General features: G+C 65.7%; 13 protein-coding genes. 3 read left to right on the forward strand and 10 right to left on the reverse strand.

From position 1 onward, the window contains the following. Positions 1-81: 81 nt before the first annotated feature. Both HV773_RS25825 and HV773_RS25830 read right to left on the reverse strand, forming a co-directional pair. Positions 82-762 carry a PspA/IM30 family protein gene (locus HV773_RS25825; RefSeq protein ID WP_129561962.1) on the reverse strand — a complete coding sequence of 227 codons (681 nt, stop codon included), beginning with the start codon at positions 760-762 and terminating at the stop codon, positions 82-84. A gap of 355 nt (positions 763-1,117) precedes the next feature. Continuing rightward, complete coding sequence (locus HV773_RS25830) at positions 1,118-1,714, reverse strand: plasmid mobilization protein (protein WP_129561963.1); 597 nt, start codon at positions 1,712-1,714, stop codon at positions 1,118-1,120. A gap of 505 nt (positions 1,715-2,219) precedes the next feature. On the opposite strand from HV773_RS25830, the gene HV773_RS25835 reads away from it, so the two are divergent. Continuing rightward, positions 2,220-4,730 (forward strand): penicillin-binding protein 1A, encoded by a 2,511-nt coding sequence (locus tag HV773_RS25835; protein ID WP_129561964.1) that lies wholly within the window; start codon positions 2,220-2,222, stop codon positions 4,728-4,730. Between the two features lie 291 nt (positions 4,731-5,021). Here HV773_RS25835 and HV773_RS25840 read toward each other — a convergent pair whose 3' ends face one another. Next, positions 5,022-5,441 carry a YfiM family lipoprotein gene (locus HV773_RS25840; RefSeq protein WP_129561965.1) on the reverse strand — a complete coding sequence of 140 codons (420 nt, stop codon included), beginning with the start codon at positions 5,439-5,441 and terminating at the stop codon, positions 5,022-5,024. On the opposite strand from HV773_RS25840, the gene HV773_RS25845 reads away from it, so the two are divergent. Further along, a complete protein-coding gene (locus HV773_RS25845) occupies positions 5,440-5,628 on the forward strand; it encodes a hypothetical protein (protein ID WP_175197113.1) in 189 nt (62 codons plus the stop codon). The genes HV773_RS25840 and HV773_RS25845 overlap by 2 nt on opposite strands. 113 nt (positions 5,629-5,741) lie before the next feature. Here the strand turns inward: HV773_RS25845 and HV773_RS25850 are convergent, their stop codons facing one another. Genes HV773_RS25850 through HV773_RS25860 form a run of 3 tightly spaced genes read right to left on the reverse strand, consistent with a single transcriptional unit; the run spans position 5,742 to position 11,685 of the window. After that, positions 5,742-7,349: an efflux transporter outer membrane subunit gene (locus HV773_RS25850; protein ID WP_129561966.1), complete on the reverse strand. Its 1,608-nt coding sequence runs from the start codon at positions 7,347-7,349 to the stop codon at positions 5,742-5,744. After that, positions 7,346-10,525, reverse strand: coding sequence for an efflux RND transporter permease subunit (locus HV773_RS25855; protein ID WP_129561967.1), 3,180 nt, complete (start codon positions 10,523-10,525; stop codon positions 7,346-7,348). The genes HV773_RS25850 and HV773_RS25855 overlap by 4 nt, the downstream gene beginning before the upstream one ends. Continuing rightward, positions 10,522-11,685 (reverse strand): efflux RND transporter periplasmic adaptor subunit, encoded by a 1,164-nt coding sequence (locus tag HV773_RS25860; protein ID WP_377729207.1) that lies wholly within the window; start codon positions 11,683-11,685, stop codon positions 10,522-10,524. The genes HV773_RS25855 and HV773_RS25860 overlap by 4 nt, the downstream gene beginning before the upstream one ends. A gap of 421 nt (positions 11,686-12,106) precedes the next feature. On the opposite strand from HV773_RS25860, the gene HV773_RS25865 reads away from it, so the two are divergent. Beyond that, positions 12,107-12,739 (forward strand): TetR/AcrR family transcriptional regulator, encoded by a 633-nt coding sequence (locus HV773_RS25865; RefSeq protein WP_129561968.1) that lies wholly within the window; start codon positions 12,107-12,109, stop codon positions 12,737-12,739. Between the two features lie 19 nt (positions 12,740-12,758). Here the strand turns inward: HV773_RS25865 and HV773_RS25870 are convergent, their stop codons facing one another. The 4 genes from HV773_RS25870 to HV773_RS25885 form a co-directional block, all read right to left on the reverse strand. Then, the gene (locus HV773_RS25870) at positions 12,759-12,989 is read right to left on the reverse strand and encodes a DUF2795 domain-containing protein (protein ID WP_129561969.1); all 231 of its coding nucleotides are present in this window, start codon (positions 12,987-12,989) and stop codon (positions 12,759-12,761) included. A 199-nt stretch (positions 12,990-13,188) separates the two neighbouring features. Further along, positions 13,189-13,458, reverse strand: a complete 270-nt coding sequence (locus tag HV773_RS25875) for a hypothetical protein (protein ID WP_129561970.1) — start codon at positions 13,456-13,458, stop codon at positions 13,189-13,191. Between the two features lie 260 nt (positions 13,459-13,718). Further along, the gene (locus HV773_RS25880; RefSeq protein ID WP_129561971.1) at positions 13,719-15,467 is read right to left on the reverse strand and encodes a ClcB-like voltage-gated chloride channel protein; all 1,749 of its coding nucleotides are present in this window, start codon (positions 15,465-15,467) and stop codon (positions 13,719-13,721) included. 46 nt (positions 15,468-15,513) lie between these two features. Continuing rightward, complete coding sequence (locus HV773_RS25885; RefSeq protein WP_129561972.1) at positions 15,514-16,248, reverse strand: glutathione S-transferase; 735 nt, start codon at positions 16,246-16,248, stop codon at positions 15,514-15,516. Between the last annotated feature and the right edge of the window lie 296 nt (positions 16,249-16,544).

A 16,544-nucleotide genomic window follows, 5' to 3' on the forward strand; every position in this document is an offset into this window, starting at 1 on the left:
CCGTCTCCATGACTTACGAAACGTGGATGTGGCGCGTGCTGGAGCTGACCAGCCGCGCCGCATCCTTTACGTCCGGCGCATTTACTGTGCCGGCGTATTGAGCTGCTTCTTGAGGGCTTCGAGGCGGTCGTCCACCGACGGGCCCTTGTTCAGTGCGGCGAGCTTGTCTTCGAGCGCCTTGCCGCTCGACGTATCCGCCGAGTTCAGGCGGGCGTCCGAGCGCGCATTCGAGAGGTTCACCTTGTCTTCGAGCTTCTGGAAGTCCTCGGACAGATTCTTGCCGCCAATGCCGCCGAGCGCCGTGGCCGCGACATCCTTCGCCTGGGCGATCTGCTGCTTCGCCTGCAGGATGTTCGAGCGCGCGTTGAGGTCGTTGCGGCGCGAACGCATGTCGTCGATCTGCTGCTTCAGTTGATCGACCGACGGTTCGAGCTTGGCGAGTTCTGCCGCGAGCGCATCGCGTTCGGCTTCGGCCGTGCTCTGGGCGCCGAGCGCTTCGCGCGCGAGGGCTTCGTCGCCCGACTGCAGCGCGCGCTTCGCGCCGTCTTCGTACTTCTTCGCCTTGTCGGCGGCTACGTCGCGCTTGCTTTGCTGCATCGCGACCTGCGCCTGGATCTCGACGAGCGAGTTCTCCGCCTTCCCGATACTGTCGTCGAGTTCGCGCACGATCTGGCGCGCGTCGCGCGACGGGTCTTGCACGGAGTCGGCGGCGTCGTTCAGGAGACCCTTGACCGTGCGAGAGATGGAGTCGAAAAGCGACATGTATTTCTCCAGTGAAATGAGATTGGCCCCGCCGTGTTCCAGCGGGCCGCGATGCACGCTTGCACGTTGCGTCGCGATGTATTGCGGCAGACCCGATCGGTTCGCCCGGCAATCTCGCGTTTAGCTTACGCCGCTTTGTGCGAGCCGCGCATACAGCGCGCAATTCGGGGCGCTTTGGCCAATTGCAACAGGCCAAAGCGGCTAAATTAATCGTTGCGCCGCCGATCCGGCCCTGACGCATCGCTCGCGGATATTACACCACGGGGTCTCTTAAAAGGGACTTAAAGGGCCGCAGGCCATGGTGCGATTCGCGCGCGTTCGAACCGCGTATTCGAACGTTAAAGCGATCTGACGTTCAGGCGAATTTTCCCGCGTTGGGTGCGGCGTCGCTGCTGTGCGCGTCGTCGTCATCGCCTGCCGCGCGCGCGAACGGGGTGCCGCTCAGCGGCTGCGGGGGATCGGCGTCCGCCTTGCTCGCGACATCGGCTTGCACGTCCGTAACCTGGGCGCCCTCGGCGGCTTCGCTGGACAGGCGGGCAACGGCCTGAGCCAAGGTGCGCTCGGCGTGTGCGGAGTCAGGTTCGAGTCCGGCCTCAGGTACCGCATCTGCGCTTTCGTCAGTCCGAGCCGCAAGCGCAGCGGCGGCCTCCGCGTTTGCTTGTGCCCCGGCTGGGGGTTCCACGGCAGCCGGCCGCAGCCCAGCCGAGTGCCCCGTTCGCAGCGGCTTGGCCGCCTTGCGCAGCACTTGCGCGAGCGCGTCGGGCTCGCGCGTCGCGCTCAGCCGGTCGACGATGCTCGCTGCCTTCACCTGATCGCTCGTCGCGCTAAAGGCGAGCACGGCGCGGCGCATCAGCTCGCTGATGCTGATGCCGAGCTCATCGGCGGTGGCGGAGATCGCGCGCTTTTGCGCGGGCGTGACAAAGACAACGATGCGTTCGCTGGGCTTGTTCATAATCGGCTGGCCGTTGGATCGGCTTCGAGTGAACCGGGGTCCCGCATGCGCGCGACGGCTGGTGAAGCAGGGCGTATCGGCCATTGGCCGGCAAGCAAGGCGGGCAAAGCGTGCAGTAACTTTTCCATCATATGACGAGTCGGGCGATGCGCAACGCAAAGATGCGCGTGCAAAATGAGGGTCGCAGGCCGTTGCCAAAAAAATCTTACAAAAAAAGCCCGACCGGCCGCGTACGAATTATTTAGAATGCGCTGTTACATTTCGCACGGGCGCTTCCCGAGAGGCGCTCTCACGAAAGGATATTGAAAGAGTAACCTTGCGACGGCGCGCCGGCCAGGCGCGCCACGTGGCCGAACGGGGGCGTTGCCGGTCACGCTAGAGCGCCGCGCTTAAGCCAGCGGCGCTGTCACATGCCGCATTGGCGCCATGACGCCAGGATCGAGATCTATGCGCACAAGCTGTGCGCAGCCGGGGGCGCGAAACCCACGCGCCAATCATTCCAGTCATGCCTATCATCAAACGACCGCCTTCCGCGCAGTACCCGAACAACGATCGGGAACCCTCCTTCAACCATGGACGTCAGCCACCGCGCGGCCCGCGCGGTGACGATTCGCGCAACGAGCGCCCGCGCCGTCGCTCGTTCGGTGCGTCGATCGCACTCTGGTTCGCCGGCCTGATTGCCACGCTATGCGTGATCGGCGCGCTGATCGTCGGCTACGCGCTCGTCGTGATGGGCCCGCAGTTGCCATCACTCGATGCGCTCACCAACTATCAGCCCAAGGTGCCGCTGCGCATCTACACCGCCGATCACGTGCTGATTGGCGAGTTCGGTGAAGAGCGGCGTCAGCTCGTGCGCTTCCAGGATATCCCGGACGTGCAGAAGAAAGCGGTGCTCGCCATCGAGGACTACCGCTTCTACGAGCACGGCGGCGTGGACTTCGTGGGCATCCTGCGCGCCGGCGTCGCCGACCTGATGCACGGCGGCGCGTCGCAGGGCGCGAGCACGATCACAATGCAGGTCGCGCGCAACTTCTTCCTGTCGAGCGAGAAGACCTATACGCGCAAGATCTACGAAATGCTGCTCGCCTACAAGATCGAGCGCGCGCTCACGAAGGACCAGATCCTCGAGCTGTACATGAACCAGATCTATCTGGGGCAGCGCGCCTATGGCTTCTCGGCGGCCGCGCGCGTGTACTTCGGCAAGGACCTCAAAGACATCACGCTGGCCGAGGCCGCGATGCTCGCGGGCCTGCCGAAGGCGCCGTCCGCGTATAACCCGATCGTCAATCCGAAGCGCGCGAAGATTCGTCAGGAGTACATCCTCAAGCGCATGCTCGACCTGAACTACATTACCCAGGCGCAGTACGACGAGGCGATCAAGGAACCGCTGCATACGCGCACCGCGGGCACCGAGTACAGCGTGCATGCGGAGTACGTCGCGGAAATGGTCCGCCAGATGATGTATGCGCAGTACAAGGACGAAACCTACACGCGTGGCCTCACGGTCACCACGACGATCGATTCCGCCGATCAGAACGCCGCCTACGCGGCCGTGCGCAAGGGCGTGATGGATTACGAGCGCCGCCACGGCTATCGCGGCCCCGAGGGCTTCGTGCAGTTGCCCGCGCCGGGCGACGACCGCGATCAGGCCATCGACGATGCGCTCACCGATCACCCCGATAACGGTGACATCGTTTCGGCGGTGGTCATCGACGCGAGCCCGAAGTCGGTTACCGCGCAGTTGCTCGACGGCACCCAGGTCACTGTCACGGGCGACGGGCTGCGCTTTGTCGCGGGCGGGCTTTCGGCGCGTGCGTCGGCGGCCTTGCGCATCAAGCCGGGTTCGATCGTGCGCCTGATGACGGACAACAAGAACAACTGGCAAATCACGCAGCTGCCGCAGGTGGAAGGCGCGCTCGTTTCGCTCACGCCGCAGGACGGCGCGATTCGTGCGCTGATCGGCGGCTTCGACTTCAACAAGAACAAGTTCAACCACGTCACGCAGGCGTGGCGCCAGCCGGGTTCGAGCTTCAAGCCGTTCATCTATTCGGCCTCGCTCGAGAAGGGTCTCGGGCCGGCCACCATGATCAACGACGCGCCGCTGTACTTCCCGCCCAGCACGCCGGGCGGCGACGCGTGGGAGCCGAAGGACGACGACTACCCCGAAGGCCCGATGTCGATGCGCCTCGCGCTGCAAAAGTCGAAGAACCTCGTGTCGATCCGCATCCTCTCGTACATCGGCACGAAGTATGCGCAGGACTACGTCACGCAGCGCTTCGGCTTCGACGCGGACAAGACGCCGCCGTACCTGCCGATGGCGCTGGGCGCGGGTCTCGTCACGCCGCTGCAGTCGGCGGGCGCGTACTCCGTGTTCGCGAACGGCGGCTATCGCATCAACCCGTACCTGATCGCCGAAGTCGACGATGCGCACGGCCAGCCGATCCTGCGCGCCCAGCCGCTCGTGGCGGGCCAGAATGCGCCGCAGACGCTCTCGCCGCGCAACGCGTTCGTGATGAACAGCCTGTTGCATTCGGTGGCGACGGCGGGCACGGGCGCGGGCACCAACGTCCTCCACCGCGACGACCTGCAGGGCAAGACCGGCACGACCAACGACGCGCACGACGGCTGGTTTGCCGGCTACCAGCGCAACCTCGTGGCGGTAGCGTGGATGGGCTACGACCAGCCGAAGAGCCTCGGCAGCCGCGAGTTCGGCGCGCAGCTCGCGTTGCCGATCTGGGTGGAGTACATGAGCAAAGCACTGCGCGGCATGCCGCAGGAAGAGCCGCCGATGCCGGCGGGACTCTCGACGATCGGCGGCGAGCTGTACTACTCCGACGCGACGCCGGGCGCGGGCTTCATCTCGGCGATCGGCATGGAGTCGGGCAACGCGACGGGCGCGGCCAGCGATGCGAGCGGGGCGACCGGCAGCATGGGGCCGGGCGGACTGCCTACGCCGAGCGTCACGCAGAGCGAGCGCAAGCAGATCATGGATCTGTTCGAAACGAACAAGCCTTGATGGGCGCTCGTTGACACAAGAGCCGTCCTGAACGCGGCACACCGGCAACGGTGTGCCGCGTTTTGTTTAGGCGCGCAGTTTTGCTTTTACATCAAGGACTTGGTTGGGTTGCCCAGGGCTTTTCCACAGGGCCTTCAACAAAAATTGGGGATAAGCCTGGCGTCGGCCGGATGCTCCGTTGTCCACAGTTTTTGTTGAAGGCCCTGTTGATAACGTTGGGAGAGCGAAGCTAACTCACTGATCCACAAGGGTGTCCGCGCACACGGGCAGATTGGAGCACCTCGTGGCGCATCAGAACGTGTTGCCGTACTGCAAACCGATGGTGTGGCTGTGCGGTTCGCGCGAATAAGTGAGCGCCCAGTGCGTGAGCCACGCGCCGGTGAGCGCACCCAGCGCATCGGCGAACAGATCCTTGTACGAGAAGCCGCCAGTGGGGCAGGTGCCGTTCAGGACCTGCAGCGCGAGCCCGGGCGCCGTGCCGATCAGCGTGCCGTAGACCACAGGATGATCGGTGTCGCGCGTGAGCCATCCGCCGATCGCGCCGAATGGCGCAGAAACGGCGAAGTGCTCGAGTTTGTCGGTGCCGGTCCAGCTATCCGATTCCACGCGGAAGCCACCGCGCTCCGTGGAACATTGGAGATCGGCATGCGCGGCGGCGCTGGCCATGAGAAGCGCTGCGGCGCAGAGGCCGCGATTCGATACGAGTGCCATGATCGATGTCGTCGAGGTTGTAATGCGCCGTCGCGCACAGGCTGCATGGACAGCACGCGGCGATGGCGGGGCGCAAGTCGAGGTGCTTGCTGTTTATGTAGTAATCCGAATAAATTTGTTTTCGTTATCTCGATTTGCGACGCAGTTTAGCAGCAGTATCTTGAAATTAGCGCTCAGATTTTTCTGACAGATATAGAGGGCGGAGACCGGAAGGAAGCCAGGTGGAGGGGGCCTGGACGAAGCGCGCGGTGTGGAGGTTGTTTTATTGCTTTCGCGCGCTCCGCGGCCGGGGCGGGCTTCTTAGTCCCGCGCCGGGGTTGTCGTCGGGGTGCCGTTCGCGTTCGCGTCACGAGCTTGAGCGTTCGAAGCCGAGGCGTCGGCGCCCGTTGGCGGCTGCCCCATGGCCTGGAACAGCGCGGCCGTATCCGAGAGACGTGTGCCGCGATAGCGGATTTCATCGAGCCGCGCATTGCGCCATTGCTGCTCGCTCTGGCGCACGGCGTAGTAAGGCACGGCACCCAGCCGGTAGCGCGCGTTCGTCTCTTCGAAGACGCCCTGCGCGGTCTGCGCCGACGTGCTGGCCGCGTCGAGCGCCTGAGCGTCGTGCTCGAGCGCGGCAAGCCGGGTGGCGACGTCCTGGAACGCCGCGAGCACGGTCTGCTTGTACGACGCGTTAGCTGCGTCGTAGGACTGCAGCGCCGCGCGGCGCTGCGCCAGGAGCGCGCCGCCGTGAAACAGCGGTTGCGTGAGCGAGGCGCCGAGGATCCAGAGCGCGCCCGCGCCGGAGGTCAACATGGGCCAACTGAAGCCGGCTTTGCCGAGGTCCGCGGAAAGCGTGATGCTCGGGAACATCTGCGCCGTGGCGGCGCCCACATCGGCGGACGCTGCAATCAGCGCTGCGCCGGCAGCCTGGATATCGGGCCGCGACTTGAGCAGCTCCGAGGGCACGACGACCGGCACCTGCGCGGGCAAGGTCAGGCTCGCGAGGTCGAGGTTGGGCGGTGCGGCGTCGGGCGTGCGCCCGAGCAGCACGGCGAGCGCGTGGCGCAGCGCAGAGAGTTGCTGGCGCAGCCCCGGCAGATTCGCGGCGAGCGAAGCCGCGCTTTGCTGCGCGTTGAGCAGGTCGGTGTGCGAGGCCGCGCCCAGCGCATAGCGCTTTTGCATGTCGTCGGCCTGAGCGTTGGCGAGCGCGACGAGCCGCTCGGTCGCGTCGATCTGCGCGTGCAGCGTGGCCGCGCCCAGCGCGCTCGTCACGATGTTTGCCGCGAGCGCACGGCGTGCCGCCTCGTACTGGAATGCCTGCATGTTCACGCGCGCGGCGAGCGCGGTGTTGTTCAGGCGCGTCGCGCCGAAAATATCGAAGGTATAGCTCGCCCGGACGAGGCCCGCGAACACGTCGTACTGGAGCTTGTCGACGCCGAGTTGCGCAGGGGCGGGCACATGCTGGCGCTGGGCGAAGCCGAGCGCGTCGACAGTGGGCAGCATCGTGCTGCCGATCTGGGCGCGCAATTGCTCGCGCGCGGCCTGCAGGCTGTGATCGGCGGAGGCGAGATTCGGGTTGTTGGCGAGTCCCTCGTCGACGAGCCCATCGAGTTCGGGCGAGCCGTAGAGCGCCCACCATTGCGGCGCCGGTTGGGTGCCCGTCACGAACTGCTGAGCGACGCCCTGCGCGGCGACGGTCTGCGCGGGCTGAGCCTCCACGCCATAGTGCGCTGGCTCCGGCATCGCGGGCGGCGCGCCGCCCGGACCCCATGTGCAGGCGCTCGCGAATATCGCGCATAGTGCTGCCGAGCCCGTGCGCAGGCCCACCAGATGCGACGCGAGCGAAAGGCGTGCCTTGATCGGCGCACCATCGGCACCATCGGCACCATCGCTCAGAATGCGGCCCAGAATGCGGTTCCGTTTCATGATGCGTTCTCCGCATGGGGGCGTGGCGCGTCGGTTTCGTTGCTGCGCACGCGGAACGCGGCGGCGTAAAGCGCAGGCAGGAAGAACAGCGTGAGCACGGTCGCGCTCGTGATGCCGCCCATCAGCGCGGTCGCCATCGGTCCGAAGAAGTTCGAGGGCACGAGCGGAATCAGCGCGAGCACGGCAGCCGCCGCGGTCAGGATGATCGGGCGGAAGCGCCGCACCGTTGCGCCGACGATGGCGTCGAAGCGCTTGTGCCCGGCGCGGATGTCGCTCTCGATCTGATCCACGAGAATCACCGAGTTGCGCATGATGATGCCGAACATGGCGATCACGCCCAGCATCGCGACGAAGCCGAATGGCTCGCGGAAAACGATCAGCGCGAGCGCCACGCCGATCAGCCCGAGCGGTGCGGTGAGCACGACCATCATGACGCGCGAGAGGCTTTGCAACTGGATCATGAGCAGCGTGAGCACGGCGATCGCGAGAATCGGCAACTGCGCGTAAATCGACGCCTGGCCTTTCGCGCTTTCCTCGACGGAGCCGCCTACCTCGATGCGGTAGCCGGAGGGCAGCGTCGCGCGCATCGGCTCCAGTTGTTTTTGCAGCGCGTGCGTGACGTCGATGCCTTGCGCGCCCGTGCGCACGTCGGCCTGCACGGTGAGCGTGGGCTGCCGGTCGCGCGACCAGATCACGCCGTATTCGAGCGTGTTCTCGAGGTGCCCGATCGCGCCGAGCGGCACGGGGCCGTTTGGCGTGGGCATGGCGAGCGAGAGCATATGGGCGGGAGCCACGCGTTCGTTCGGCGGCGAGCGCAAGTCCACGCCGATCAGCTTGTCGCGCTCGCGGTACTGCGTGACGGTGTAGCCGGAGTAAGTCATCTGCAGGAAGTTCGCGACGTCCTGTGAGGAGATGTTGAGCGCACGCGCCTTTTGCTGGTCGATCTCGAAGTGCAGCGAGCGCTCGGCGGGTTCGTCCCAGTCGAAGTGGACGTTATCGGCGCGTTTGTCTGCGCGCATGATCGCGGCCACGCGCTCGGCGATGCCGCGCACGGTCGCGATGTCGTCGCCGCTCACGCGGAACTGCACGGGATAGCCCACGGGCGGCCCGTTTTCGAGGCGCGAAAGGCGCGTGCGCACGGCCGGGAAGTCGTTGCGCAGCTTCATCTCGAGCCAGCTCGCGAGCTTCTCGCGATCCTCCACGGACTTGGTCGTGATGACGAACTGCGCGAAATTCGGCTGCTGCAATTGCTGATCGAGCGGCAGATAGAAGCGCGGCGCGCCGGTGCCGACAAAGTCGATCGAGTGGTCGATCTCGGGCCGGCCCTTCAGCGCTTCTTCAAGGCGCTTCGTTTCGCGCAGCGTGGCGTCGAACGCACCGCCCTCGGGCAGACGCACGTCCACGAGCAGCTCGGGGCGGTCCGAGCTCGGGAAGAACTGCTGCGGAATCGCCGCGAAGCCCGCGAGCGCGATCACGAACAGCACGGCGGTCAGTGCGAGCACAACGAGATGGCGCTCGATGCACCAGCCAACCCAGCGACGCAGGCGGTGGTAGAAACGCGTGTCGTAGATGTCTTCTTCGTGATGTTCACCGTGCGCCGCGGCCTCGGTGGTGCCCTGCGCGCCGGCGCCGGGTTTGCGCTCGGGCAGCAGCCGATAGCCGAGCAGCGGAATCAGCACGACCGCCGCGAACCACGAGGCGATCAACGCGATCGCCGATACCTGGAAGATCGATCGTGTGTATTCGCCCGTGCTCGACTTCGCGAGCACGATGGGCAGGAAGCCCGCGACCGTGACGAGCGTGCCGGTGAGCATCGGGAACGCCGTGCTCGTGTACGCGAACGCGGCGGCGCGGGTGCGGTTCCACCCTTGCGCGAGCTTCACGGCCATCATCTCGACGGAAATGATGGCGTCGTCCACGAGCAGGCCCAGTGCGAGCACGAGCGTGCCGAGCGAGACCTTGTGCAGGCCGATGTCGAATAGATTCATCACGAGCGCGGTGACGGCGAGCACGATCGGAATCGTGATCACGACCACCATGCCGGTGCGCACGCCGAGCGAGACGAGGCTCACCACGAGCACGATGCCCACGGCCTCGGCCACTGCCTCGATGAAGTCGTCGACTGAACGCGAGACCGCGTCGGGCATGCTCGACACTTCCACGAGCTTCAGGCCCGCGGGCAGTTCGCGGCGCAACTCGTCGATGCGCTTGTCCAACGCGTGGCCAAGCTGGATCACGTCGCCGCCCGGTTGCATCGTGACGCCGATGCCGAGCACGGCCTTGCCCTGGAAGCGCATCTGCGTGGCGGGCGGCTCGTCGTAGCCGCGCCGGATCGTGGCGATGTCGCCGAGACGGAAACTGCGGCCATTCACGCTGATGAGCGTGTCCGCGAGCGCCTTGAGGTCGGTGAATTGCCCGCTGGGACGCACGAATACGCGATCGTCGGCGGTGTTGAGCGTGCCGGCCGCCGCGACGCTGTTCTGCGCGCCGATCGCCTGGCCGATCTGCGTGGGTGAAATGCCCAGACGCGTGAGCTGCGCGTTCGGGATCTCCACGAAGATGCGCTGGTTCGGATCGCCGAAATAGTCGACCTTGCCGACATCTTTCACGTGCAACAGCTCCTCGCGCAGATTGTCGGCATAGTCGTGCAGCTGCGCGGGCGAGAAGCCATCGCCTTCGAGTGCGTAGATGTTGGTGTAGACGTCGCCGAACTCGTCGTTGAAGAATGGGCCTTGCACGCCGGGTGGCAGCGTCGCCGCGATGTCGCCCACTTTCTTGCGCACCTGGTACCAGGTCTCGCGCACCTCGCTCACGGGCGCTGAGTCCTTCATCACGAAGAACACGAGCGATTCGCCGGGGCGAGAATAGCTGCGCAGGTAGTCGATATTGGGCGTTTCCTGGAGCTTGCGGCCGATGCGGCCAGTGACTTCGTCCTCGACCTGGCGCGCGGTGGCGCCGGGCCAGAAGGTCTGGATCACCATCACGCGAAACGTGAACGGCGGGTCCTCCGACTGCGAGAGCCGCGAGTAGGAGAGCGCGCCGAAGATCGTGGCGAGGGCGATCAAGAAGGTGACCAGCACCTGATGGCGCAGCGCCCATGCCGAAAGATTGAAGCGCCCCTCGTCGTGATCGAAGCCCGGGGCCTGGTCACTGCGCTGGTCACCGAGCTGGCTCATGACGCGAAATCCTCAGGGTGCAACGGCGCGACCGGGCGCACCTTTTCGCCCGCGGTGACCGTGTGCACGCCTTGCAGCACGATGCGCTCGCCGTCGTTCAGGCCCTGCGTGACCGTGATCGTGCGCGCGTCGTAGCGCGAGACGCTCACGCGGCGCAATTGCAGCACGTTGTCGGCGCCTTGCACGATCCACAACGCGGGCGCGTTGCCGTCGTGAAAGAGCGCGGTGGCCGGTATCGTGAAAGCGCCGCCGTCGGGCTGCGCGGCGTTGGTAACATTAGTGGCGTTGACCGCGAGCGCGACGTTCGCGGTCATGCCGAGACGCACTTCGGCGTCCGGCTGGTCGAGCGTGAGCTTTACTCGCCAGGTGCGGCTTTGCGGGTCGGCGGCGGCGGCCAGCTCGCGCACTTTGGCCGTGTACTGCCGGCCCGGCAGCGCGGGCAGCATGACTTGCGCGGTGTCGCCGGTGTGCAGGGCGGCGATGGCGTTCTCGGGCAGATCACTCACCACGTCCACGTCGCCCGCCCATGCGAGCTGGTAGACCGCTTGGCCCGCCTGCACGTTCTGGCCAGTGTCGGCGTTTTCGGCGGTGATGACGCCCGCGTGATCAGCCGCGAGCAGGGTGTAGCGCCGCTGGTCCTGGGCGAGCGCGAGCTGTTGCTTCGCCTGATCGCGCTGGGCCGTAGCCGAAGCATAGGCATCCTGCGTTTGTTCGAGCTGCGCACGCGCGATGAGATTGGCCTGGGCCTGGGCGGTGTCGCGATCGAGCTGCTGCTTCGCGAATTCAAAGCGGTGCTGCGCGGCGTCGTACTGCGCCTGCGCGCTCGCGGCATTCTTGTCGTAATCGGCCGGATCGAGACGCGCGAGCACCTGGCCGGGCTTCACGGTATCGCCGAGACGGGCGCTGCGTTCGACGATCTTGCCGTTCACGCGGAACGAGAGCGGCGTGGCATAGCGCGCCTGCACCGTGCCGGGCCAGGTGGCCGACGCACCATTGCCGTCGCGATGGACGATCATCGAGACGACCGGGCGCGGCGAGGGCGCCGTTTCCGGTTTTTTTCCGCAGGCCGCGAGGCTGGCGAGCGCGCATAGCGCGATTAAAGACGTGAGCGAGGTAGCCCGGGCACGCGGGCTCGCGAGACGCGCCCAGCCGCGCCGCAGCGCCTGTGGCGCTCGCCGGAGGAGCTGGACCGATTCGACGAAACCACTCGATTGATTGCGCATCCCGCTCGATGCGCCGCGACCGCGATGATTCACATGGACCTCGATACCAGGGCCTGTCATCAGCGTGAAATTCGCGTGAACAGTCCCTGACGCAGGCCCAGTGCGCCATGCTGGCAGAGAGGGCCGGGTTGACCGGGTCGGATGACCTCGGGGTTGGCTTGTTGTGCACCGTTGCTGAGTCCGTCCGCGCGTGGCGCGCTTCGATGTCTCCTGCCTTGCGGGGCGGCCGGCCTCAGATAATCCTGTGAATTCTAATACATCGGTGTATCTGAATACCCATCTGAATCAGAGGAATCATTCAGTGCTAGACTCGCGCTACTATCGCGCCGTCTCAAATTCTGTCCGATTCGCCTACGCCATGACGCGCCAACCCGCCAAGCGCACTCGACTCACCCGCGAGCAAAGCCGCGACCAGACGCGCGCGCGCCTGCTCGATGCCGCTCAGGCCATGTTCATGCGCAAGGGGTTCGTGGGCGCGAGCGTGGAAGATATCGCTCAGGCTGCGGGCTATACACGCGGGGCGTTCTATTCGAACTTTCGCAGCAAGTCGGAGCTGCTGGTGGAGTTGCTGCAGCGCGATCACGAGGTCATGCAGGCCGACTTGCGGGCGATTTTTGCCGAGAACATGTCACGTGACGACATGGAAGCGCGGGTGATTCAGTACTACAGCCGTCTGCCGCAGGACAACAAGGCGTTCTTGCTGTGGGTCGAGGCCAAGCTGCTCGCGGCGCGCGACGCACGCTTTCGCACGCGATTTAACGCGTTCATGAAGGACAAACGCGATCAGCTGGTTGCCTATATCGAGGAATTTTCGGCGCGCGCAGGCACGCCGGTCACGCTTGCGCCCGAGCTGCTCGTGATCGGGCTAATGGGCTTGTGCGACGGCGTGCAATTTCTTGCCGCCTCCGATCCGCAGCACGTTACGCCAACGGTTGTCACGGAGGTGCTTGCCCGCTTCTTTGCGCGCGTGGTGTTCGGGCGCGACGCCTGAGCTTCGCGCGCAACGGGCATCAGATGCCGAGGCCTGGACCGTAGTTGCTGCCGATCAGGCGCGTGACTGAGGCTACGTCGCGATAGTCCTGTTCGGGCAGGCCGTCGAGGATCGCCAGCACCTCGTTGCTCGCGCCGGCGGCGCGGGCGGCTTCCACGAGTTCGTCCTTGTTGGTCGGCCAGCGCACTTCGCGCAGCACGTCGGCGAACTGGAGATCGATGGGCTCTTCGGGGATGGGCGTGGCGGACATCTATCAGGTCCTTTGTTGAGCGGATACGCGGGAGCGGCGGATGACGTCGCCGATCTAGCATACCCAATCCATTCCGGGCGCCGCCGCAGAATGTGCGCGGTGCGCGGGCTCCGGTGTCGCCGACCACTGACCACGTTGACCAACCGCATGGCAGGGCACACGCGTCACGGCGAATCGCCGCGCACGTGCGGACCATGACTCAGGTCTGCTGATGCAAGACCGGGATTACCGACTGATCCAGGCGGTGCGATTTCGGCAGGGTCAGATATTTCCAGTGCTGGGTGCCCGTCGAGGCGACCGGGATATCAGGCGCGGGCGGAGCCACAGGGGCGTCGTCCATCGGCGAGCGCACGAACGGTGCGTGGGCCGTGGCGCTCGCGCGGTCGACCTGGGCGTCCTGGGTGTGCACAGGTGCGGCAAAGCACGAGGCAGACAACAGCACGGTGGCCATCAGTGTCGAGGTTTTCATCGCTCGACCTCCTTTCCTCATGCGGCCCAAGGGTCGCAGCAAGTGCCGTGCCGCGACGATCCGGCTGACCGGGGTGGCAGGGCTGCCACGGTTCTGGGGCAGGGCCTCACGGCGGACCCGGGAAGAGCGTGGCGCGCCGCGGCGCGTGCAATGAGGCTGGAAACGAGGCCCGCCGGTGCGCACGCGCAAGCGACAATTCCATAATGGCAGCAAATGTGCCAGTGCGTCTCGAACGCGCGTGCTTTTTTATCGTGGGCGCGTCAGCGCTCCGGTGTCATGCGCTGGTACGCGTCGAGCAGCGAGGTCTTGTAGACCACCCCCGCCAGCGTAGGATGGCGCGCGCTTTCGATCACGGGCAGACGCTCGCCCTGGAACGACATGAAGTGCTGCAAGGCCACCGCGAGCGGCATGTCGGGCGTGAGCACGTCGAACGAGACCCGCAGGTAGTCGCGCGCACGCTTGTTCGAGGTGTCGTGCTTTTGCAGGAGGTCGTCCGTGATGTCGGCAAGCGCGACCGCGCCGAGGAAGCGGCCGTCATCGTCGGTTACGTAGAGATACTTCACCGGGTATTCGAGGAACACGCGCGTCATGTCCTGCACGGTGGCATCGGAGCGCACCACGGTGTCGGCTGGGCGGATCAGCTCGCGCATCTGCGTGGCGCGCAGGCGCAGGCGCTCGGCTTCCTCACGGTTGCGGTGCAGCGTGATCTCGTACATCGACTTCTTGCCGGTCGCGCGCGCGACGAAATACGCAACCACGCACGAGAGCATCAGCGGCAGCACCACCTGATAGCTGAGCGTCATCTCGAAGATCATCAGGATCGCCATGAGCGGCGCCTGGGTCGCGCCCGCGAGGAACGCGCCCATGCCGACCATCGCATACGCGTACGGCGCCGAAATGCCGTGCGGCCAGATCGCCTGCATCCCCTGGCCGAACAGGCAGCCGATCACGGCGCCCATGAAGAGTGTCGGCGTGAATACGCCGCCCACCGCGCCCGAGCCCACGGTCGCGGCGGTCGCGACGAGCTTGAACACGAGCACCGTGGCGAGCGCGGTCCAGGTCCACGGCGAATGCAGGAGCGAGTTCACAACGCTATAGCCGTTGCCCCAGACCTCGGGCGTCCAGATCGAAAGCACGCCGCAGACAAAGCCGCCCAGCGCGAGCTTTGCCGGCAGCGGCAGCTTGAGCCGGCCGAAGCCGGCCTTGGCCACGTCGAGCAGCGACAGGAAGCGCGGCGCGAGCACCCCGCACAGCAAGCCGAGCGCCACGAACAGCAGCACTTCGACGCCTGTGACGGGCGGAAACACCGGCATCTCGTACGGCGGCTTGTAGCCGGCGAATTCGCGCATGGTGATGTTCGCCACCACCGAGGCGACGACGATTGGCCCGAAGCTCTCCATCACGATCGCGCCGAGCACGATCTCGGTCACGAAAAAGGCGCCCGCGATCGGCGCGTTATAGGCCGAGGTGATACCGGCCGCCGCGCCGCAGGCCACGAGCAGGCGCAGGCGCTGCGGATCGAAGTGGACCCAGCGGCCGATCAGCGAAGCGGCGAGCGCGGCGAGTTGCACCATCGAGCCTTCGCGGCCGATCGAGCCGCCGCTCGCAATGGTGAAGAGCGAAGACATGCTGCGCCAGATGCTCTTGCCGACCGGCATCACGCCGTCGCCGATCGCCACGGCTTCCACGTAGTCGGTGTGGATCGGCTTGCCGCCGTTGCCGGGAGCGCTGCTGCGTTTGGCAATCAGCAGGAAGCAGCCCGCGACGAAGCCGCCCACGGCCGGCAACCAGATGCGCGTGTGCCAGGGCAGGCGGCGCGCCATCGCCACAAAGCTGCCTTCGCTGCCCGAGAAGAGGATCTGCAGATGAGCGATGCCCTCGCGAAAGAGCACGGTCGCGAACGCACCGGCTATGCCGACGATGACCGACCAGATCAGCATCGTGTGGGCGTCGGAGAGGCGAAAGAGATCGCGGGCGCGGGTGCGCAGTTTCAGCAGGAATGACAGCACGGCGGTTAGGTGTTTTTCTGGGTTCTGGTCAGTGGATGCCGTGCAATCAGCGCGCGGCGCGGTCGAGTTCAGGATAGTGGCGGAAGATGCCGGTTTCGTTGAATGGCAGCCGCCGTTGCGAAGCAAGGTAGGCCGCGATGTTCGGGCGCGCGGCCACGGCGTCGTGCAGCGCGCTCACATGCGGATAGCGATCGGCCAGATGCTTCGTGGCTTTTGGAAACGCGTAACGCAGGCCCGCGACGATCTGGAACATCGACAGATCCACATAGCTGAGCGCCTTGCCGACCATATGTTGCGGCCCATCCGGGTTCTGCGCGAGCACGCGTTCGAAGTAGCCCAGGAATTTCGGCAGGCGATGCGCGAGGAAGTCCTCCGCGCGCGCCTTCGCCTCGTCCTTCTGGTCTTCGTAATACCGGCCGCTCGCGATCGGATGATGCGTATCGTGCGCCTCGGTCAAAAAATCGGCGATCGTGAGCTGCAAGCCGTTCGCGATCACGCGCAGCGCCTCGTCGCGCGGCGCGAGGTTCAGCTTCGGGCCGAGATAGAACAGGATGTTCGCGACATGCGGCACGATCAGATCGCCATCCTTGAGAAACGGTGGCGCGAAGGGCGGATACGGGGCGTCGCTGTCGAGCCGGGCTATCATCGCGCTCATGCCGAGACCTTCCTCTTTCGCGCCGCGCGCCACATCGACGTAAGGCGCTTGCGCTTCCTCCAGCGCGAGCCGCACGAATTCGCCCCGGCCTTGCAGGCCGTCCCAGTAATACAGTTCGTATGCCATCGGTCGTCTCCATCCGGACAAAGACTGCCACGACGGCCGCCCGAGCGGCGAGCGGCATGGGACGACAGTATCGCGCGCATTTGCACGTTGCGGCGCGCGGGCAGCGACTTCTCGTTGGGCGCCGATTCGTGTGCTTCGTCGTGTGCTTCTTCGTGTGCGTTGCCGTGCGTCTGGTCGTGTATTGCCGCAGCGTAATTTTCCAGCGCGAAAAACGCAAAAAGCCCCGCCAGGGGCGGGGCAAGCGCCCGGGCAAACCGGTACGCAGTCTCTCAAACGGTAGTAAGGCCCGTCGCCGG

Origin of the sequence: Paraburkholderia caffeinitolerans, assembly GCF_902859945.1 — a bacterium.
Lineage (GTDB): Bacteria > Pseudomonadota > Gammaproteobacteria > Burkholderiales > Burkholderiaceae > Paraburkholderia > Paraburkholderia caffeinitolerans.